Raw genomic sequence first — 20,577 nt, forward strand, 5'->3', positions numbered from 1 at the left:
AGGCCCGCGCAAGCGGGCCTTGTTTTTGCGGCGCGGAAAGTTTGGCGGACCTGCGGCTTTGTGTTTACATGCCGCCTTTCCCGTTCCGGTCGCCGCATGTCCGCCATTACTTCGCAACTCGATCCGCGTTCGCAGGAATTCCTGGACAACGCCGACTACCATCGGGCGCTGGTCGCCGAGCTCGATCGCCGCCTTGCGCGCGCCGCCGATGGTGGCGGCGACAAGGCGCGCCAGCGCCACACCGAGCGCGGCAAGCTGCTGCCGCGCGATCGCATCACCGCCCTGCTCGATCCCGGTTCGCCGTTCCTGGAAATCGCGCCGCTGGCGGCGGAGGAGATGTACGACGGCGCCGCGCCCGCGGCCGGCATGGTCTGCGGCATCGGCCGGGTGATGGGCCAGGAAGTGGTGGTGGTCGCCAACGACGCCACGGTCAAGGGCGGCACCTATTTCCCGATGACGGTGAAGAAGCACCTGCGCGCGCAGGAAATCGCACGCGAGAACCGCCTGCCCTGCATCTATCTGGTCGACTCCGGCGGCGCGTTCCTGCCACTGCAGGACGAGGTGTTCCCGGACCGCGAGCACTTCGGCCGCATCTTCTACAACCAGGCGCGGCTGAGCGCGGACAACATCCCGCAGATCGCGGTGGTGATGGGCAGTTGCACCGCCGGTGGCGCCTACGTGCCGGCGATGAGCGACGAGTCCATCATCGTCAAGGAACAGGGCACCATCTTCCTCGGCGGCCCGCCGCTGGTGAAGGCGGCCACCGGCGAGGTAGTCGATGCCGAAGCGCTGGGCGGCGCGGACGTGCATACCAGCGTGTCCGGCGTGGCCGATCATTTCGCCGAGGACGACCGCGACGCGCTGCAGATCGCCCGTCGCCTGGTCGGCAATCTCAACCGTCGCAAGGACGTTCCCGTCGCGGCGCGCGAGGCGCGCGCTCCGCTGTATCCGGCCGACGAGCTGTACGGCATCGTGCCGAAGGACACCCGCCGTCCGTTCGACATCCGCGAGGTCATCGCACGCATCACCGACGGCAGCGAACTGGACGAGTTCAAGGCGCGCTACGGCAAGACCCTGGTCACCGGCTTCGCCCATCTGCACGGTTATCCGGTCGGCATCATCGCCAACAACGGCATCCTGTTTTCCGAGAGCGCGCTCAAGGGCGCGCACTTCATCGAGCTGTGCAACCAGCGCGGCATCCCGCTGGTGTTCCTGCAGAACATCACCGGCTTCATGGTCGGCCGCAAGTACGAGAACGCCGGCATCGCCAAGGACGGCGCCAAGATGGTGACCGCGGTGGCCTGTTCGTCGGTGCCCAAGTTCACCGTGGTGATCGGCGGCAGCTTCGGCGCCGGCAACTACGCCATGTGCGGACGCGCCTATGGCGCGCGCTTCCTGTGGATGTGGCCGAACGCGCGCATCAGCGTGATGGGCGGCGAACAGGCCGCCAGCGTGCTGGCCACGGTCCGGCGCGACGGCATCGAGGCCGGCGGCGGCCAGTGGGCCGCCGAAGAGGAAGAAGCCTTCAAGGCGCCGATCCGCGAGCAGTACGAAACCCAGGGCAGCCCCTGGTACGCCACCGCGCGCCTGTGGGACGACGGCATCATCGATCCGGCCGACACCCGCCGCGTGCTGGGGCTGGGCCTGTCGGCCTCGCTCAACGCACCGATCGAGCTGGCGCGCTTCGGCGTGTTCCGGATGTAATCCGGTGGGCGCCCCCGTCCTGCTGATCACCGGCGGCGGCCGCGGCATCGGCGCCGCCACCGCCCGCCTGGCCGCCGCGCGCGGCTATGCGGTGGCGATCAACTATCGCAGCGATGCCACCGCCGCCAGCACGCTGGTCGACCAGATCCGCGCCGAGGGCGGGAACGCCGCCGCGTTCGCCGCCGACGTCGGCGACGAGGCGGAGGTCGTGGGGTTGTTCCAGGCGGTGGAGCGCACGCTCGGGCCGCTGGCCGCGCTGGTCAACAACGCCGGCGTGCTGGAAACCCAGATGCGGGTCGAGGCGATGGACGCCGCGCGCATGCGGCGCATCCTGGCGACGAACGTCGTCGGCCCCCTGCTGTGCTGCCGCGAAGCGATCCGGCGCATGTCGACCCGCCACGGCGGCCAGGGCGGCGCGATCGTCAACGTCTCCTCGGTGGCGGCGCGCACCGGGTCACCCGGCGAGTACGTCGACTACGCCGCGTCGAAGGGCGCGGTCGACACGCTCACCATCGGCCTGGCCCAGGAGGTCGCCGCCGATGGCATCCGGGTCAACGCGGTGCGTCCCGGTTTCATCCACACGGACATGCATGCCAGTGGCGGCGAGCCGGATCGGGTGGAACGGGTCAAGGCGTTCGTGCCGATGAAGCGCGGCGGACAACCCGGGGAAGTGGCCAACGCCATCCTGTGGCTGCTGTCGGCGGAAGCCGGCTACTGCAGCGGCGCGATTGTGGATGTCGCCGGCGGACGCTGAGCCGCCCTCTTCAGCTGCGTGAGGAAGATCTCCACATCACCAACCCGCGCGTGAACCCGCACGGACGAACCGAACAATGGGCAAAGGCGGTCACAACCTTGGCGCCGGCGAGGCGCGATAGTCGGGCGTTCACATCGCCCGGAGTTGCCGTTTTATGTCCATCTGGAAAGACCAAGGCCCCGCCAAGAAGGATGCCGTTCCGCCGCCGCCGGAATCCTCGCCCGCGCCTGCGCGCGAAGTGACGGCGGCCGCGGATTTTTCCCCGACCGTCAACAACCCGCCGGGCATGCGCGCCGCGCCGGCCCCGGAACGCGAAGCCAAGGAATCGCTGATCGCCGCCGATCTGACCATCGAGGGCAAGATCGAAGGCGCCGGCCACATCCGCATCGCCGGCAAGTTCAAGGGCGACGTCAACGTGCAGGGCGATCTGACCATCGAGAACGGCGCCAAGTTGAACGGCGGCGTCCGCGCCAAGAAGGTCATCATCGCCGGCGAGCTGGAAGGCAATATCGAATCCGCCTCGCGGGTGGAGCTGCTGGCCTCCGGCGTGCTGGTCGGCGACGTCAAGGCCGGCTCGCTGACGGTGGCCGCCGGTTCGCGCATGCGCGGCCAGGCCGACTTCGGCTGGGAAGAAGACAAGGGCGCTTCGCGCACCGCCAAGGCGGCCAACGGTACCGACGCCGGCTGACGCATGAGCAGCCCGCGCCCGGGGATGGCCGGAGCGACCCGCACCTGCCCGCACTGCAAGGCCACCATCCTGGAAAGCGCCGCGGTCTGCCCGGCGTGCCGCCACCACCTGCGCTTCGACGAAGCGTCGCTGGCGGCCGCGCGCACGGCGCAGACCGTGGTCCCGCTGAAGGTGGAAGGCAGCGTCCGCCATCCCGCCGACGGCGGCCCCTGGGAGTATTCGGTGGTGATGAGCATCCGCAATGATCGCGGCGAGGAAGTCACCCGCCAGGTGGTCGGAGTGGGCGCGATGCAACCCGGCGAGCAACGCACCTTCACCCTCAGCGTGGAGATGTTCCCGCGGCCGGGCGGCCGCGGACCGCGCCGCTGAGCGCGCTTGGCACCGCCCCCGTCCCTGCCCTTACACTGATCGTCGATGCAGGGACGGATCCAGGGGATTGAATGATTGTCGGCATTGATCTGGGGACCACCCATTCGCTGGTGGGCGTTTACGGCGAACAGGGTCCACAGCTGATTCCGAATGCGCTGGGCAGCTACCTGACGCCCTCGGTCGTCAGCGTCGACGACCAGGATGCGGTCCTGGTCGGCCAGGCCGCGCGCGAGCGCCTGATCACCCATCCGCAGCGCAGCGTGGCCCACTTCAAGCGCTGGATGGGCACCGACCGGGTCACCCGGCTGGGCAAGCATGCCTTCCGGCCCGAAGAACTGTCCGCGCTGGTGCTGCGTTCGCTGATCGCCGACGCCGAAGCGCACCTGGGCCGCAAGGTCGCCGAGGCGGTCATCAGCGTGCCCGCCTATTTCGGCGACGCCCAGCGCAAGGCGACCCGCATCGCCGGCGAGCTGGCCGGCATCAAGGTCGAGCGGTTGATCAACGAACCCACCGCGGCGGCGCTGGCCTACGGCCTGCAGCAACGCGAGGGTGGCGGCCGTTTCCTGGTGTTCGATCTGGGCGGCGGCACCTTCGACGTCTCGATCCTGGAAATGTTCGAGGGCGTGATGGAAGTGCACGCCAGCGCCGGCGACAACTTCCTCGGCGGCGAGGATTTCCTGCACGCCCTGCGCGACGCCTGCCTGCAGGACCTCGGCATCGCCGCCGGCACCCTGCAACCGGCCGAATCCGCGCAGTTGCTGCGCCGGCTGGAAACGCTCAAGCGCGAGCTGTCCCACGCCTCCACGACGGAACACGGCATCGAACTGACCCTGGCCGGACAGCCCCGCCGCTGGCAGCTGGACGAAACCCGCTTCGCCCGCATCTGCGAGCCGCTGGTGCAGCGCCTGCGCGCGCCGCTGGAGCGCGCGATGCGCGACGCCCGGCTCACCCCCGCGCAGCTGGACGACATCGTGCTGGTCGGCGGCGCCTCGCGCATGCCGCTGACCGCGCGGCTGGTGTCGCGCATGTTCGGCCGCCTGCCGCTGCGCCACATCAATCCCGACGAAGCCGTCGCCGTGGGCGCGGCCATCGCCGCGGGCATGAAGGCCCGCGACGAGAAGCTGGAGGAAGTGATCCTCACCGACGTCTGCCCGCACACCCTCGGCGTGGGCACCAGCCAGCAGGGCGCCAACGGCCAGGTCACCAGCGGCATCTTCTCGCCGATCATCCACCGCAACAGCACGGTGCCGGTCAGCCGGGTGGAACGCTATCAGCCGCTGCAGGACTGGCAGCGGCAGGTGGAGTTCGAGATCTTCCAGGGCGAAAGCCCGCGCGTGGAGCACAATGTGCGCCTGGGCAAGATCAGCGTGGCGGTGCCGGCCAAGGCGTCGCACGAGAATCCGGTGGACATCCGCTTCACCTACGACGTCAACGGCCTGCTGCAGGTCGAGGCCACCGTGGTCGCCACCGGCGAAACCCGCGAAGTCATCCTGGAGCAGAACCCCGGCATCCTGTCACCCGGTGAAATCCGCGAGCGCCTGGCCGCGCTGGCGACACTGAAGATCCATCCGCGCGATCAGCAGGAGAACCTCAGCCTGATCGCCCGCGCCGAGCGCCTGTACGAGGAACTGCTGTGGGCGCGCGGCGACCTGCAGGACGCGCTGGTGCGCTTCCGCGGCGCGCTGGACAGCCAGGATCCGGATCTGATCCGCGAACACCGCACGCATTTCGCCGCCATGCTCCAGCACATCGAATCGCAGGCCTGAGATGGCGCCGTTCGATCTGCTCGGCGTTCCCGGCGACGCGGACGAGGCCACCATCAAGCGCGCCTACGCGCGGCGCCTGAAGGTCACCCGTCCGGACGACGACCCGGAAGGTTTCCAGCGCCTGCACGAGGCCTACCAGCAGGCCCTGCAACATTGCCGGCAACGGGCGATGGCGGCGGCGTGGGAAGACGGGGAAGAGGATGCCGGGGACGGGGACAGCGCGGTCGTCCACGCCGTGCATGCGCAGGATCGGGAAACGGGACGGGAACGGAATCCGGAGGAAGCCGGCATCCCCGCGGATGCGGATGCCGCCCATACCGTGCTGCTCGACGCGGAACAACTGGAAGCGTTGATCGCCGGGCGCACCACCCGCCTGCCCTCGCCGGCCGCGGCGGCGGCAGCCTCCGCCATCGCGGACGTGGAAACGCGGCGCTTCGATTTCGACGGTTTCTTCGCGGAAACCATGGAGCGCGCCCGCGATACGCCGCACCCGGCCTTTTCCGCCTGGCTCGCGGCGCGCGACGACCTCTATCACCTGGAGCTCAAACAGTCGGTGGGCGAAGCGCTGTTCCAGCGCCTGGGCTATGACGACGGCATCGCCATTCCACCCGCGAACCTGTCGGTACTGGAGACCTTCTTTGGCCTGCAGGATTACTGGCTGGCGCAGCGGATGGCGGTGCGATGGGCGATCGAGCAGGAACAGACCGCGCGCTACGACGAGCCGCGTCCGCTGGCGATTCGCCAGCTGAAGCGTCCATTCCGATGGCCGCAGGCCCTGGCGGTCAGCTGCGTGCCGGGCTTGTCCGCCCGTATCGCCCGCTTGTCGCAACGCCTGAGCGACGACTACGGCGATCTGCCGGAAAGGATCGACCCCCGCCAGGATCAGTTCTTCCAGCAGCTTGCTCGCAAGGACTACCTCGGCATCTGGCGTTGGCTGCCGATGCTGGCGCGCGCGATCGGTTTGGCCATCCTGGGTTACCTGCTCGCGCCGCTTGTGTTCGCACAGTCGCGCCCCGCCCTGCAGACCGCGCTGGTGATCGGCGGGAGCGCGCTGGCGATCCAGATCGGGTGGCGCGTGATGATCTGGCTGCACGCGATCAGTCTGGGCGACAGCGGATCCTCCAAAGAGAACCGGCGCGCGCTGATACCGGTATGGCTGGCGCTGGGTGGCCTTGTCATGGCGGCGGCCTGGGGCGTGGAGTGGCTGGCCTATCCGTTGGTCATCCCCGCTGCGCTGGTGCACTGGCGACGCAGCTTCGATGCGTTGCGCTTCCTGCTGGGCGGCATCGCCATGCAGCCGCTGCTGCCGGGTACTCTCCCCGAACTGCTTTCGGCGGGGGCCGTCGGCTTCGCCATGGTCCCGCTTGGGCTGTCGCTGTTCGACGGACTGTATGCGCGTAGCCAGCGGATTCCGCTGTCCGCCGCCGCCGGCAATGGCTGGACCACGCTGGCCTCGTACGGTTTCTTCGTTGGCTGGGTACTGGCGCGGCTGGTGTAGCTATACCTTCGACGACGGCCCGCAACTGCTGCAACCGCCGCAGCCGTCAGCGCCGCCCGCCCCCCTCGGTTCGGGCGCGATCCACCGGCCCAGCGCGCGCAACCAGCCTGGACGGCCCTCGCGCAGCAGCGGCAGCGCCAATGCCACCCGCGCCTTGCGGACTGTTCCCGGGAACTGCTTCTTCAGCACCACCCAGGCGCTGATCACCACCAGCAGGCCGATGATCGCGTACTGCACGAGCAGCGATCCGTCCATCAGCCGGCTCCCAGCGCCTTGGCGATCTGGTAGGTCAGCAGCGAGGCCAGGTAGGCCAACGCGAACAGGTAGAACATCGCGTAGGACATCTGCTTCCAGGAATTGGTCTCGCGCTTGATCGTCGCCAGCGTGGAGATGCACATCGGCGCGTAGATGTACCAGACCAGCAGCGACAGCGCGGTGGCCAGCGACCAGCCATCGCTGATCAGCGGCGTCAGCGCCTGGGCCGCCGCGTCATCGTCCGCCGCCGACAGGGCATAGACCGTCGCCAGCGACGACACCGCGACCTCGCGCGCGCAAATGCCGGGAATCAGCGCGATGCAGATCTGCCAGTTGAAGCCCAGCGGCGAGAAGAACACCGCCATCGCGTGGCCGATGCGGCCGGCGAAGCTGTAGTCGATGGCCGGCCCCACCGCGTCGGCCGGCGCCGCCGGGAACGTCAGCAGGACCCACAGCAGGATGGTCAGGGCAAGGATGATGCCGCCGACCCGCTTGAGGAAGATCATCGCCCGCTCCCAAAGGCCGATCAGCAGATCGCGGGGATGCGGGATGCGGTAGGACGGCAGCTCCAGCATCAACGGATGCTCGCTCTTGTCGCGGCGCCACTTCTTCATCACCCAGGACACCAGCAGTGCGCTGAGGATGCCGGCCACATAGAGGCCAAACATCACCAGCCCCTGCTGATTGAAGATCCCAATCTGCTTCTGCGGCACGAATGCGGCGATCAGCAACGTATATACCGGAACGCGCGCGGAACAGGTCATCAGTGGTGCGACCAGGATCGTAGCCAGGCGATCGCGTGGATCTTGGATACTGCGAGTCGCCATGATGCCGGGCACCGCACAGGCAATGCTCGACAACAACGGAATGAACGAGCGTCCCGACAGGCCGGCCGTGCTCATCATTCGATCGAGCAGGAAAGCGGCACGCGGAAGATAGCCGCTCTCTTCCAACGCCAGAATGAAGGCGAACAGGATCAGGATCTGCGGCAGGAACACGACGACCCCGCCGACGCCGGCAATGATGCCCTTCACCAGCAGGCTGTTGAGCGGCCCTTCCGGCAGCATCGCCCCCACCCAGTCGCCCAGCGCGCCGGTACCGGCGTCGATCAGATCCATCACGGGTGTGGCCCAGGCGAAAACCGCCTGGAAGATAAGGAACATCACCACGATAAGTACAATGAAACCGATCACCGGGTGCAGCAGCCAGCGATCCAGCGCATCGTCCACCCGCGCGGTGCGCTGCGGCATGTCCACCGCCAGCGAGAGCAGCCGGCGCGTCTCCGCGTGCAGGTCCGCGTCGCCGCCCAGCCGGAACTTCGGCGGATGCGGGGCCTCGGCCATGCGCTCGATCTGCGCGACCAGCGCGCGCGCGCCGTTGTGCTTGACCGCGACGGTTTCCACCACCGGCACGCCCAGTTCGCGCGACAGCGCCTCCAGATCGATGCGGATGCCGCGACGGCGCGCGGCATCCATCATGTTGACCGCGAGGATCATCGGCTTGTCGAGTTCGCGCACTTCCAGCGCGAAGCGCAAGTGCAGGCGCAGGTTGGTGGCATCAACCACGCAGACCAGCACGTCCGGCGGCGTCTCGCCGGGCAGGAAGCCGCGGCAGAAATCACGGGTGACCGCCTCGTCGAGACTGGCGGCGTGCAGGCTGTACGCGCCCGGCAGATCCAGCACCGCGTAACTGCGGCCGGACGCGGTATGTAGGCGCCCTTCCTTGCGCTCGACGGTGACGCCCGCGTAGTTGGCGACCTTCTGGCGGCTGCCGGTCAACTGGTTGAACAGCGCGGTCTTGCCGCAGTTCGGATTGCCGACCAGGGCCAGGCGCAAGGGCTGCGCGCTCATGCCGCCGCCCCGGCCGGGCGCACCCGGATCCGCGCGGCCTCGCTGCGGCGCAGGGCGAAACGGGTGAAGCCGACCTGCACCAGCAGCGGTTCCGCGCCCAGCGGTCCCTTGGCGACAATCTGCACCTCCTCGCCGTCGACAAACCCCAGCTCGCGCAGGCGGCGGGCGATGTTGTCGTTGGGGTGGCGATCGTCGACCGATTCGACGATTGCCGGGGTCCGGGGGGCCAATTCGGTCAGCATCACGCGGCGACTCTCAAATGCGAACTATTCTCATTGTAGCATCGCCGCAGCGCACGAAGGCCAAACCGGACGCAGGGGCTATCATTTGCCGCTTTCGGGAGGAGCAGACATGACGGAACCGCACGCGCAGGCGCTTACCCGCCATCTGGCCGATGGCGTGCTGCGGCTGCGGCTGAACCGTCCGGAACTGCACAACGCGTTCGACGCCGGCCTGATCGCGCAACTGACCGACGCACTGGAAGAAGCCGGAACCGACTCCAGGGTCCGGGTGGTGGTGCTGGAAGGCGCGGGCGCTTCCTTCTCCGCCGGCGCGGACCTCAACTGGATGCGTGGCATGGCCGCCGCCAGCGAGGCGGAAAACCGCGAGGACGCGCTGGCGCTGGCCCGGTTGATGCGGGTTCTGGACGAACTCCCGCGCCCCACCCTTGCGCGCGTGCACGGCGCGGCCTTCGGTGGCGGCGTGGGCCTGGTGGCCTGCTGCGACATCGCCATCGGCGTGCCGGAGGCGAAGTTCGGCCTGACCGAGAGCAAGCTGGGGCTGCTGCCGGCGGTGATCTCGCCCTATGTCATCGGCGCGATCGGACCGCGCCAGGCTCGGCGCTGGTTCGCCACCGCCGAGATTTTCGACGCCGGCGCCGCGTTGGCCATCGGCCTGCTGCACCAGGTGGTCGAGGCCGATGCGCTGGACGCGGCGGTGCAGCGCCAGATCGATCTGCTGCTGAAGGCCGGTCCGCATGCCGCCGCCGCCGCCAAGCAACTGGTCACGCGGGTGGCCGCCGGCGGCGACCGCGATGCGATGGATGCGGACAACGCGGCCCTGATCGCGCGCCTGCGGGTATCGGCCGAAGGCCAGGAAGGACTCTCCGCCTTCCTCGAAAAGCGCGCACCGGCCTGGGCCCCCGCGCGCTGAGCACCATCACGCGACCCGGCGCAGGGGATGCGCCGACGCTCCGTTCCACCAACAGGGAGTACCGACATGATTGACCATGCGGGTTTTGCGGTCGCCGACTATCCGCGCAGCCGCGCCTTCTACACGCAGGTGCTGGCGCCGCTGGGTTACGCGGTGGTCATGGAAGTGACCGAGCGGGAAACCGGACCGGGCGGCTACCAGGGCTGCGGATTCGGCCCGCCGCGCCACCCCGCGTTCTGGGTGGGCACCGGCGCGCGTCCGGGCACGGGCACCCATATCGCCTTCGTGGCTCCCGACCGCGCCGCCGTCGATGCGTTCCATGCCGCCGCGCTGGCGGCGGGCGCGACCGACAACGGCTCGCCGGGGCTGCGCCCGCACTACCATCCCGACTACTACGCGGCGTTCGTGATCGATCCCGACGGCAACAACGTCGAAGCGGTCTGCCACGCACCGGCCTGACCGGCCACGCCCCGCCGCCTCCCTCCGCGCCGACACGGAAATCCCGACCGCAATGTTCGACAAAGTCCTCATCGCCAACCGCGGCGAAATCGCCTGCCGCGTGATCCGCACCTGCCGTCGCCTCGGCATCCGCACCGTCGCGGTGTATTCGGAAGCCGACGCCGATGCCCAGCACGTGCGCCAGGCCGACGAAGCCTGGCCGATCGGCGGACCGCGCCCGGCCGACAGCTACCTGCGCGGCGACGCCATCCTGGAGGTCGCGCGCCGCAGCGGTGCGCAGGCGATCCATCCCGGCTACGGCTTCCTGTCGGAAAACGCCGATTTCGCCGACGCGGTGGAAGCGGCCGGACTGGTGTTCATCGGCCCCGGCGCGGCGTCGATGCGCAAGATGGGCAGCAAGGCCGGCGCCAAGGAACTGATGGCCGCGGCCGGCGTGCCGGTGGTGCCGGGCTACACCGGCGCGGATCAGTCGCCCAACACGCTGTCGCGCGAGGCCGCGCGCATCGGTTTCCCGCTGATGATCAAGGCCGCGCACGGCGGTGGCGGCAAGGGCATGCGCATCGTGCATCGGCTGGACGATTTCATCGCCCAACTGGAAAGCTGCCAGCGCGAGGCCGCCAACGCCTTCGGCCGCGACCGCGTGCTGCTGGAGCGCTACGTGTCCACGCCGCGCCACATCGAGATCCAGGTGTTCGCCGATCGCCACGGTCACACCGTGCACCTCAACGAACGCGAATGTTCGGCGCAGCGCCGCTACCAGAAGGTGCTGGAGGAAGCGCCCTCCCCGTTCCTGACCCCGGCACAGCGCGCGGCGATGGGCCAGGCCGCGATCCAGGCCGCGCAGGCGATCGACTATGTCAACGCGGGCACGGTCGAGTTCATCGTCGCTCCGGACGGCGAATTCTTCTTCATGGAGATCAACACCCGCCTGCAGGTCGAGCATCCGGTCACCGAGATGACCACCGGCCTGGACCTGGTCGAATGGCAGCTGCGGGTGGCCGCGGGCGAACCGCTGCCGCTGGCGCAGGACGCCATCCCGCAGCGCGGCCATGCCATCGAGGTGCGCCTGTACGCGGAGGACCCGGAAGCCGGTTTCCTGCCGGGCTCGGGCCGGCTGGAGCGCCTGCGCCTGCCCGCCGGCGACGAACACGTGCGCCTGGACTCGGGCGTCGTCGAGGGCGACACGGTGACCATCTTCTACGATCCGATGATCGCCAAGCTGATCGTCCACGACCGCGACCGGCCCGCCGCGCTGGCGCGCCTGCGCGACGCCCTCGAACAGTGCGACGTGATCGGGCCGAAATCGAACATCGCGTTCCTGGAACGGCTGGCCCGGCATCCCGCGGTGCTGGAGGGGCGCATCGACACCGGCTACCTGGACCGGCACCTGGACGAGTTCGTCGCCAGCGGCGCGCCCGCGCCCGCAACCCTGCTGGCCGCGGCCACCGCCACCCTGCTGGCGCAGGAAGCGCAGGCCGCCGCCGACGCGCGCGCCTCCACCGATCCCGGCTCGCCCTGGGCCGTCGCCGATGGCTGGCGGCTGGGCCACGCCGGCCACCGCCCGTTAAGTTTCATCCACCGCGAGCAGACCTTCGCCCTGAAGGCGCAGGGCGCGGACGGGCGTTACCGGATTGAACGGGACGGCGAGACCCACCTGATCGAGGGCGCGCGCCTGACCGGCGACCTGCTCGGTTTGCGTATTGATAACGAAGCACGGCGTTTCCGCATCCTGCGGGAGGGCGAGCGCATCACCGTCCACGACGGCCAGCAGCGGGCCGTGCTGGAACAGGTGCCCGCCTATCGCAGGACCGCGACCGCCGATGCCGGGGGAGACCACCGCGTGCGCGCGCCGATGCCGGGCCGCGTGGTGGTGGTCCGCGCCAAGGCCGGCGACACGGTGACCACGGGCCAGGAATTGCTGGTGATGGAAGCGATGAAGATGGAGCTGGCGTTGAAAGCCCCGCGCGATGGCGTGGTTGGCGAACTGCGCGCCAGCGCCGGCGACTTCGTCGAGGCCGACGCCGTCCTGGTGACGCTGGAATGAGGGGGCGCCGTTCGTTCCGGCCCTGGCTGCTGGCGCTGCTGCTGCCAGTCGTGTCCGGGTGCGTGATGTTCGAACGTCCGCCAGCGGAACTGGCCTGCGACCCGGCGCTGGTCGGCCGCTGGCTGCCGCTGCCCGGCGCCGACACCGAGAAGATGCCGCTGGGCGCCGGCGACTACGCCGAGATCGACGCGCAATGCCAGGTGTCGCTGGTCGAACACGGCAAGCCGCCACGCTCGAAGTTCCGCGCCCTGGGCTTCGAACTCGACGGACAGCGCTACCTGGCCCTGAGCCAGGACGACATGCGCGACCTGTTCGAAGACACCAAACCCGCCACTCCGGGCAAGCTGCCCGCCACCAGCGTGCTCCTGCTCAAGTACCGCATCGCCGACGACGTGCTGGAAGTCGCCCTGCCCAAGGCCAGCCGCGCGCTGGAAAGCATCCAGCAGGGAGATCGCAGCGTGCGCGAAGCCGACACCATGGTCTATGTGGTGGAAGGCGACGCCGAGGCGTTGCGCAGGCGGCTCGCCACCGATCCCGGCCTGTTCGACCCGTTCGATCCGGCGTCGCGCAATCCGCGCCTGCGCCGTGCCGGCACGGAGGCGACGCCATGACCGATTTCGTCCGCATCGTCGAGGTCGGTCCGCGCGACGGCCTGCAGAACGAGAAGGCGGTGATCGCCACCGCCGACAAGATCGCCCTGATCGATCGCCTGTCGCGCACCGGCCTGCGCACCATCGAGGCCACCAGTTTCGTCAGCCCGCGCTGGGTGCCGCAGCTGGCCGACGCGGCCGAGGTGTTCACCGGCATCCATCGCGAACCCGGCGTCGCCTATCCGGTGCTGGTGCCCAACGAGACCGGCTACGACCGCGCGCGTGCGGTCGGCGTGGAGGAAATCGCGGTGTTCACCGCCGCCTCCGAGGCGTTCAATCGCAAGAACATCAACGCCGGCATCGACGAATCGATCGAGCGCTTCCGCCCGGTGCTGGCCCGCGCCACCGCCGACGGCGTGCGGGTGCGGGGTTACGTTTCCACCGTGCTGGGATGCCCGTACCAGGGCGACGTGCCGGTGGCCGACGTGGTCAAGGTCGCCGGCCGCCTGTACGAGCTGGGCTGCTACGAGATTTCGCTGGGCGACACCATCGGCGTCGGCACGCCGCTGAAGGCCCGCGCGATGCTGCAGGCGGTGGCCAGCGTGGTCCCGCTGTCTTCCCTCGCGGTGCATTTCCACGACACCTACGGGCAGGCGCTGGCCAACATCCTGGCCTGCCTGGAGGAAGGCGTGCGGGTGGTCGACGCGGCGGTCTCCGGCACCGGCGGCTGCCCCTACGCCAAGGGCGCCAGCGGCAATGTCGCCAGCGAGGACGTGGTCTACATGCTGCATGGCATGGGCATCGCCACCGGCGTCGATCTGGAACGCCTTAGCGAAACCGGCCGCTGGCTGGCCGCCCTGCTCGGTCGCGAAACCGGCAGCAAGGCCGGCAAGGCGATGGCGGCGACATGAATACCCCCGGCGCACCGGATCCGGGCGATTCCGCCAGCGCGGCGGTCGTCCCCGGCGCGTCGGATACCGACGACTCCCTCCCGTCCCTGCAGCGGGCCGCCGCCGATCCGGCGCTGCCGGCGGACATCCGCGACCTGCTGGCGCGTGCCCACGAGGCGCTGCTGGCCGCCCGGGCCCAGGCCGAAGCCGAGCGCCAGCGCTACCGCAACCTGTTCGACGCCGTGCCGGATCCGGTCAGCATCATCGCCGAGGACGGCACGGTGATGGATCTCAACCGCGCCGGCATGCGGGCCTACCGCCGCCCGCGCGAGCAGATCGTCGGCAAGAACATCAACGTCCTCAACCCGGATCTGCCGCGCGATCATCTGGTCCCGGTGTGGGAGACGCTCAACCGCGGTGACACCTACGTCATCGAGGTCACCAACATGCGCGGCGACGGCAGCCGCTTCCCGGTCGAGGTGCATTCGGCCAACATCACCTTCGACGGACGCAAGTGCATCGTGGCGGTGGCGCGCGACATCAGCACCCGCCGGGAAGCGGAAATGCGCTACCGCGAGCTGATGGAAACCATCGACAAGGGCATCGTGGTGCAGGGCCACGACCTCGACATCCACTACTGCAACGGCGCGGCCATGCGGATCTTCGGCATCCGCGAGGATCAGCGCGCCGGCGACGAGATGCGGATGGAGCACTGGCGCGTGGTCGGCGCGGACGGGCGCGAGCTGCGCCGCGACGAACTGCCCGCGCAGCGCGCACTGGATTCCGGGCACGTGGTGGAGAGCGCGCTGCTGGGGATGTACCACCGCCAGCGCCGGCAGATGATCTGGCTGACGGTCACCTCGGTGCCGCAGTTCCTGCCCGGCGGCAACCGTCCCGCCCAGGTCACCTCGCTCTTCAGCGACGTGACCGAACTCAAGCGCGACAGCGCGCTGTTCGATCGCGCCCAGTCGCTCGCCCATATCGGCGGCTGGGAATGGGACATCGCCCGCGATCGCATGTACCTGACCGAGGAAGCCATCCGCATCCTCGGCGCCGCCCTGCCGCCCGACACGCTCGACGCGCTGCTGGCCTGCCTGCGCGAACCGGATCGGCGGCGACTGCGTTGCGCGGTGGAACGGGTGTCCACCGGCGGCGCCGGCTTCGATCTGGAACTGCAGGGCCGGCGCCAGGACGGCCAGCCGTTCTGGATCCGGGTGATCGGCGACGCCGAGCCCGGCGATCCCGGCAATTCGCGCATCACCGGCACCCTGCAGGACATCTCCACCGACAAGCAGGCCGAGGAGACCCTGCGCATCCAGGCCCGCACCGATCCGCTGACCGGACTGATGAACCGCGACGCCGTGCTGACCGAGATCGCCGAACGCCTGGCCGATCCCGCGCATCCGCAGGCGGCGGTGCTGTACATCGATCTGGATCGCTTCAAGATGATCAACGATGTGCTCGGCCACAACGCCGGCGACGAACTGCTGGTGCAGGCGGCCAACCGCATCCGCGACGCGGTCGGCGAGGACGGCATGATCGCGCGTTTCGGCGGCGACGAATTCCTGGTGGTATGCGACGCCAGCGGGGAACCGGCGCGCCCGGAACGCCTGGCCGATGCGATCCTGGGCGCCTTCGCCGAAGCCTTCCGTTTCGACCAGGACGAGTTCTCCATCACCGCCAGCATCGGCATCGCCCGCGCGCCCGGCGACGGCCAGCGTCCGCAGCAGCTGATCCAGAACGCCGACATCGCGATGTACGACAGCAAGCACCGCGCCCGCAACGGCTGGCAGGTGTTCTCGCCGGAACTGGCGCAGCGCCAGCAGGATCGCCTGCAGATCGAGACCCAGCTGCGGCGCGCGGTGGACAACCAGGAATTCCGGCTGGTCTACCAGCCGCAGGTGGATCTGCGCCAGGGCCGCATCGTCGCCGCCGAGGCGCTGATCCGCTGGCAGAACCACCAGCTCGGCGAACTGCGTCCGGACCTGTTCATCAGCCACGCCGAGACCACCGGCGACATCGTCAACATCGGCAGCTGGGTGCTGCGCGAGGCCTGCCGCCAGGTCGCCGAATGGCGCGACCAGGGACTGGGCATCGTGCGGGTGGCGGTCAATGTCTCCTATCGCCAGTTCGTCGGCGAGGACCTGGCCGAGAAGGTGCGCCGGCTGCTGGAGGACTACCAGTTGCCGGGCTCGGCGCTGGAACTGGAATTCACCGAGCGCGTGCTGATCGAGGATGCGCCTTCCACCCTGCGCACCTTCGCCGGACTGAAGGCCTTGGGCGTGGTCCTGACCATCGACGATTTCGGCGAGGGCTACAGCGCGCTCAACTACCTGCGCCGCCTGCCCATCCACGGCCTGAAACTCAGCCAGCTGTTCACCGAAGGCGTGCCGCAGAACCGTTCCGACGTGGCGGTATGCCAGGCGGTCTCCGCCATCGCCCGCAGCCTGGGGCTGGGGCTGGTCGCCGAGGGCGTGGAATCCGAGGCCCAGCGCCAGTTCCTGCTGCAACTGGGCGTGCCGGTGGGCCAGGGTTTCCTGTTCGCCCCGGGGCTGTCGCCGGACGAGTTCGCCCGCCGCCTGGACCTGCCGCTGGAGCGCGCTTCCAACGGCTGAGCGCGCCCGGCTGCCGGGGCGGCGGGCCGTTCGCGTAAAATGCGGCCCTTTCCGTTCCGGGTTTCCTGCATGCAACTGTCCGCTACCCGCGCCGTCATCACTGGCGGTGTTTCCGGCCTCGGCTTCGCCGTGGCCCAGCATCTGGTCGCCCAGGGCGGCAAGGTCGCGCTGTTCGACGTCAACGACGACAAGGGCGCGGCCGCGGTGGCGACGCTGGGCGAAGCCAACGCCCGCTACTTCCGCACCGACGTCACCGACGAAGCCGGCGTGGCCGCGAACATCGCCGCCGCCCGCGATTTCCTCGGCGGGCTGAACGCCGCCATCAACTGCGCCGGCATCCTCGGCGCCGGCCGCGTGCTGGGCAAGGAAGCGCCGATGCCGCTGTCGACCTTCCAGACCACGGTGATGGTCAACCTGGTCGGCAGCTTCAACGTCGCCAAGGCCGCCGCCAACCTGATGCAGCACAACGATGCCGGCACCGACGGCGAGCGCGGCGTGATCATCAATACCGCCAGCGTGGCCGCCTACGAAGGCCAGATCGGCCAGGCCGCCTACTCCGCCTCCAAGGGCGGCGTGGTCGGCATGACCCTGCCGATGGCGCGCGAACTCTCGCGCTTCGGCATCCGGGTGATGACCATCGCGCCGGGCATCTTCTGGACGCCGATGGTCGACGGCATGCCCGAGGCGGTGCAGCAGTCGCTGAGCGCCTCGATCCCGTTCCCCTCGCGCCTGGGCAAGCCCGACGAGTTCGCCGACCTGGTCGCCTACATCCTGGGCAACACCTACCTCAACGGCGAAACCATCCGCCTGGACGGCGCCGTCCGGCTGGCGCCCAAGTAAGCGGAGACCGGATTCAGGACTGGAGATCCGCAGCGTCAGTCCCCCGAAACCCCTTCCGCCTTTTCCCGAATTCCCAATCCCGAATCCACAATCCCATGAAAGCTTTCGACATCAAGAAAGGAAACGTCGTAGAACACAACGGCGGCGTGTACCAGATCCGCGACATCGACCGCAGCTCGCCGCAGGGCCGCGGCGGCAACGTGCGCTTCCGCTTCACCATGTACAGCGTGCCGGGCGGCAACAAGCTGGACGCCAGCTTCGACGCCGACGACAACCTGACCGAAGTGGAGCTGCTGCGCCGCCAGGCGACGTTCTCGTACAAGGACGGCGAGGCCTTCGTGTTCCTCGACGACGAGGACTACACCCCGTACACCCTCGACGCCGATGTGCTGGGCGACGATGCCGGCTACATCACCGAAGGCCTGAGCGGCTGCTATGTGCAGGTGATCGACGAACTGCCGGTTGCGCTGCAGCTGCCGCAACACGTGACCCTAGAAGTGATCGACACCCCACCCGAACTGAAGGGCGGCACCGCCACCAAGCGTCCGAAGCCGGCCAAGCTGAACACCGGCATCGAAATCATGGTGCCCGAGTACATCGTCAACGGCGAACGCATCCTGGTGAACACCACCACCGGCGAGTTCGGCGGCCGCGCCGACTGATTCGACGGCGTTTCCACGGAGGGCGGGCCCGCGCGGGTCCGCCCTTTTTGTTTTTCCGGAAGTGCCCCTCCCCCGCCTGCGCCCCGCCTACGCCCCGCCGCGCGGCGTCCATGACGCGCGTCCGCGCCGGCTGATGATCCGCCGGCTCGACGAAAACGCCTGAGCGTCAGTTCAACCGCAGGCCGCCCTCGTCGCGATGGAGCGCGCGCAGGTGCGCGCCCAGCCACGCGATGTTGGCGTCCACGGCCTCCAGATCCCGCGCCTGCGCCGGGCTGAGCAGCGCGCGGACCTGGTGATCCAGACGCTGTTCCAGCGCCCGCAGCCGTTCCCGGCGCGCGTCGCCGCCCGCCTCCAGTGCCTTCCTTTCATCCGCCTGCGGCAGGCCATAACCGGTGCCGGCCAGCAGGTCCGCCGGACGACTCATCCACGAGGTCTCCCGCAACAGTGTCTGGAGCGTGCCGGCGGCTTCGTGCAGGTCGCCGGCCGGATCATCCGATCGCAGGTAACGGCGCTTGAACGCATCGCGCACGCGCAGTTGCTGCTGGCGGCGCGCCGCCTGTTCCAGCACCAGCAGCGCCGCCGCGGCCTTCAGGTCCGCGCGCTCCAGCCAGGGCCGTCGCTGTTGCGGCGAGGCGTCCAGCCAATCCTCGACCCTGCGCTGCGGCAATCCCGTCTGCGCGCGGGCGACCTCGAACAGGGTCTGGAAACGCTCGCGCAGCGAATCGAAGCGATAGCCCTCGCGGAGCGCGCGCACCGGATCGGCCAGCACCCCGCCATCGGCGATGCCGGCGCGTTGCAGGCGACGCGACAGTCCGGTCGGGGTAATGCCTCCCAGATCCACCGCGCGCAACCGCGGCACGCCGTCGCGCAGCAGCTTGTAGGTCTCCACCGCGCAGTTGTTGCCCAGGAAGAAATAGCGGCCGTCGTAGCTCCAGTGCAGCTGCGCCGCCCGCTCCACCAGCGACGCGATCTCCGCGCGCTCCAGGCGCAGCGGCAACGACCGCAGTCCACGCAGTTCGACCTTGGTGTATTCGTCGATCACCTGGTCCAGCGGCAGCACGAACAGGCGCGAGGGATAGCGGCCGGTCAGTCCGCGCCAGCTGGAAATCTGAAGATCGCCGACGAACGCGCGGAACGACAGCACCCGGTGGTATTCCAGATCCAGCCGGCAATCCGGGCCTAGCGGCCGGCCGGGAGCGCAGATCACCAGCCGCAGCATGCTGTGGCCCCAGCGGCTCATCATCGCGTCGTTGCCTTCGGCCAGCAGATAGTCCACCTGGTAGATCCGTTCCGGATCCAGCGTGCCCAGGCGCCCTCCCGTCGCCATCGCCGCGTCCGCGCCGACACCGACGTCGCCGGCGTCCACATAGGCGAAACCGACGGCGCATCCGGACGCGTCCGCCACCGGCGAGGGGCCCCAGCGCTGCGCGAAGTAGCGGTACAGCGCCGGTCGCCGGCAGGCGTAGTCCGCATCCAGCAGGTAGCGCTCCAGGTTGACCGCCACGTACTCGCGCGGGTTGTGCAGTTCGTAGGGATCCGGTCCGCGCTCGCGGAAACGGTTCCCGCGCACGCGTCCCATCAGCAGGGTCAGGCCCGGCGTGGCGCGGACCTGCCAGCCCGCCAGATCCAGCAGGCGCGGATCCCGCGACATCGGTCCACCGGCCGTCGCGCGATCCAGCAGATGCGCGAGTTCGTGAAGCAAGGCGGTCAACGCCGTCGTGCGCCCGGCGGCATCGGGCGCCGCCAGCAGGTCCGGCAGCAGGCGGCGATTGAGCAGCAGCACGCCGTCGCGCCGCGCCCTTCCGTGCACCCGTTCGTCAAGCGTCGCGCTCCAGCGCACGGTGATGTCGCCGGCGAGTCGTTGACGCATGGCCGGCGTCAGGCGCGCCTCGGCGGCGCTGAAAAATTCATGGGATGCGGCGATTTCCTTCGCCGCCAGACCGGCCTCGTCCAGTCGCAGGCGCGGTGCGGCCGCCGCTGCGCCGGTCACGCCCGCGAACAGCGCCAGCGCGGCCATCACCCGGACTCCCGCGCCGGCGCGGCGCGGGTTCCGGCGGTCGGGGTTCACAGCGCCAGGATGGCTCGCGCCAGGGCCATGTCGCTGGCCTCGCGCGCGTCGGCGTCGCGTTCGCGCAGATGGCGCAGCGCGGCCTCCAGGCGCGCGCCGCGGATGCGGCCTTCGCTGGCGACGAAGCTGGCCGCGTCGTCGCGGGCCTGCAGCACCACCTTGTCGTCGCCGGAGGAACTGCCGGAGGAGGCGGAGGAACCGGCCGAGGAAGCACCCGCGGAGGTGCCGGCGAAACTGCCGGCGAAAGCGGGAATCGAAAGGACCAGCAGCGCGCTGGCGACAAGCAATCGGGACATGGACATTCCGTCTCTCGGGTGGACTGGATGACAGGGCGCCGTGACTCGCACGGCGCGCCAAGACTAACCGCAATCGC

General features: G+C 69.4%; 19 protein-coding genes. 14 read left to right on the top strand and 5 right to left on the bottom strand.

All coding sequences use genetic code 11. From position 1 onward, the window contains the following. Window positions 1-96 precede the first annotated feature (96 nt). From ACTHN1_RS16065 to ACTHN1_RS16090, 6 genes are all read left to right on the top strand, one after another. Window positions 97-1,704, top strand: coding sequence for a carboxyl transferase domain-containing protein (locus tag ACTHN1_RS16065; protein WP_440471942.1), 1,608 nt, complete (start codon window positions 97-99; stop codon window positions 1,702-1,704). 4 nt (window positions 1,705-1,708) lie between these two features. After that, window positions 1,709-2,458 (top strand): SDR family oxidoreductase, encoded by a 750-nt coding sequence (locus ACTHN1_RS16070; RefSeq protein ID WP_440471943.1) that lies wholly within the window; start codon window positions 1,709-1,711, stop codon window positions 2,456-2,458. A gap of 154 nt (window positions 2,459-2,612) precedes the next feature. Beyond that, on the top strand, window positions 2,613-3,146 hold the full coding sequence (locus ACTHN1_RS16075) for a bactofilin family protein (RefSeq protein ID WP_440471944.1): 534 nt from the start codon (window positions 2,613-2,615) through the stop codon (window positions 3,144-3,146). 3 nt (window positions 3,147-3,149) lie between these two features. Next, window positions 3,150-3,515 carry a hypothetical protein gene (locus ACTHN1_RS16080; RefSeq protein ID WP_295382443.1) on the top strand — a complete coding sequence of 122 codons (366 nt, stop codon included), beginning with the start codon at window positions 3,150-3,152 and terminating at the stop codon, window positions 3,513-3,515. Window positions 3,516-3,586: 71 nt separating this feature from the next. Continuing rightward, window positions 3,587-5,281, top strand: a complete 1,695-nt coding sequence (locus tag ACTHN1_RS16085) for an Hsp70 family protein (protein WP_440471945.1) — start codon at window positions 3,587-3,589, stop codon at window positions 5,279-5,281. A 1-nt stretch (window position 5,282) separates the two neighbouring features. After that, complete coding sequence (locus ACTHN1_RS16090; RefSeq protein WP_440471946.1) at window positions 5,283-6,779, top strand: J domain-containing protein; 1,497 nt, start codon at window positions 5,283-5,285, stop codon at window positions 6,777-6,779. On the opposite strand, the gene ACTHN1_RS16095 is transcribed toward ACTHN1_RS16090, so the two are convergent. From ACTHN1_RS16095 to ACTHN1_RS16105, 3 genes are read right to left on the bottom strand one after another with little or no spacing between them, the layout of a single operon-like run. Further along, window positions 6,780-7,034: a DUF6587 family protein gene (locus ACTHN1_RS16095; RefSeq protein ID WP_440471947.1), complete on the bottom strand. Its 255-nt coding sequence runs from the start codon at window positions 7,032-7,034 to the stop codon at window positions 6,780-6,782. Continuing rightward, on the bottom strand, window positions 7,034-8,884 hold the full coding sequence (gene feoB / locus ACTHN1_RS16100; protein WP_440471948.1) for a ferrous iron transport protein B: 1,851 nt from the start codon (window positions 8,882-8,884) through the stop codon (window positions 7,034-7,036). Before feoB ends, ACTHN1_RS16095 begins: the two co-directional genes overlap by 1 nt. Next, window positions 8,881-9,126 (bottom strand): FeoA family protein, encoded by a 246-nt coding sequence (locus tag ACTHN1_RS16105; protein WP_440471949.1) that lies wholly within the window; start codon window positions 9,124-9,126, stop codon window positions 8,881-8,883. The genes feoB and ACTHN1_RS16105 overlap by 4 nt, the downstream gene beginning before the upstream one ends. Window positions 9,127-9,235: 109 nt before the next feature. Between ACTHN1_RS16105 and ACTHN1_RS16110 the strand changes: the two genes are divergently transcribed. From ACTHN1_RS16110 to yeiP, 8 genes are all read left to right on the top strand, one after another. After that, window positions 9,236-10,036 carry an enoyl-CoA hydratase-related protein gene (locus ACTHN1_RS16110; protein ID WP_440471950.1) on the top strand — a complete coding sequence of 267 codons (801 nt, stop codon included), beginning with the start codon at window positions 9,236-9,238 and terminating at the stop codon, window positions 10,034-10,036. 66 nt (window positions 10,037-10,102) lie between these two features. After that, complete coding sequence (locus tag ACTHN1_RS16115) at window positions 10,103-10,495, top strand: VOC family protein (protein WP_440471951.1); 393 nt, start codon at window positions 10,103-10,105, stop codon at window positions 10,493-10,495. A 52-nt stretch (window positions 10,496-10,547) separates the two neighbouring features. Next, on the top strand, window positions 10,548-12,539 hold the full coding sequence (locus tag ACTHN1_RS16120; RefSeq protein ID WP_440471952.1) for an ATP-binding protein: 1,992 nt from the start codon (window positions 10,548-10,550) through the stop codon (window positions 12,537-12,539). After that, on the top strand, window positions 12,536-13,150 hold the full coding sequence (locus ACTHN1_RS16125; RefSeq protein ID WP_440471953.1) for a hypothetical protein: 615 nt from the start codon (window positions 12,536-12,538) through the stop codon (window positions 13,148-13,150). Before ACTHN1_RS16120 ends, ACTHN1_RS16125 begins: the two co-directional genes overlap by 4 nt. Further along, complete coding sequence (locus ACTHN1_RS16130; protein WP_440471954.1) at window positions 13,147-14,040, top strand: hydroxymethylglutaryl-CoA lyase; 894 nt, start codon at window positions 13,147-13,149, stop codon at window positions 14,038-14,040. Before ACTHN1_RS16125 ends, ACTHN1_RS16130 begins: the two co-directional genes overlap by 4 nt. Then, complete coding sequence (locus tag ACTHN1_RS16135; protein WP_440471955.1) at window positions 14,037-16,634, top strand: sensor domain-containing protein; 2,598 nt, start codon at window positions 14,037-14,039, stop codon at window positions 16,632-16,634. Before ACTHN1_RS16130 ends, ACTHN1_RS16135 begins: the two co-directional genes overlap by 4 nt. 69 nt (window positions 16,635-16,703) lie before the next feature. Further along, window positions 16,704-17,474, top strand: a complete 771-nt coding sequence (locus tag ACTHN1_RS16140; RefSeq protein ID WP_440471956.1) for an SDR family NAD(P)-dependent oxidoreductase — start codon at window positions 16,704-16,706, stop codon at window positions 17,472-17,474. A 95-nt stretch (window positions 17,475-17,569) separates the two neighbouring features. Then, entirely contained in the window at window positions 17,570-18,136 is a 567-nt protein-coding gene (gene yeiP / locus ACTHN1_RS16145) for an elongation factor P-like protein YeiP (protein WP_440471957.1), read from the top strand. A gap of 166 nt (window positions 18,137-18,302) precedes the next feature. Here the strand turns inward: yeiP and ACTHN1_RS16150 are convergent, their stop codons facing one another. Together ACTHN1_RS16150 and ACTHN1_RS16155 are read right to left on the bottom strand one after the other, a co-directional pair. Continuing rightward, complete coding sequence (locus ACTHN1_RS16150; protein ID WP_440471958.1) at window positions 18,303-20,153, bottom strand: DUF7844 domain-containing protein; 1,851 nt, start codon at window positions 20,151-20,153, stop codon at window positions 18,303-18,305. A gap of 47 nt (window positions 20,154-20,200) precedes the next feature. Next, entirely contained in the window at window positions 20,201-20,500 is a 300-nt protein-coding gene (locus ACTHN1_RS16155) for a DUF2388 domain-containing protein (protein WP_440471959.1), read from the bottom strand. Between the last annotated feature and the right edge of the window lie 77 nt (window positions 20,501-20,577).

The organism is Pseudoxanthomonas sp. (assembly GCF_051953815.1).
In the GTDB taxonomy this organism is placed as follows: Bacteria; Pseudomonadota; Gammaproteobacteria; order Xanthomonadales; family Xanthomonadaceae; genus Pseudoxanthomonas_A.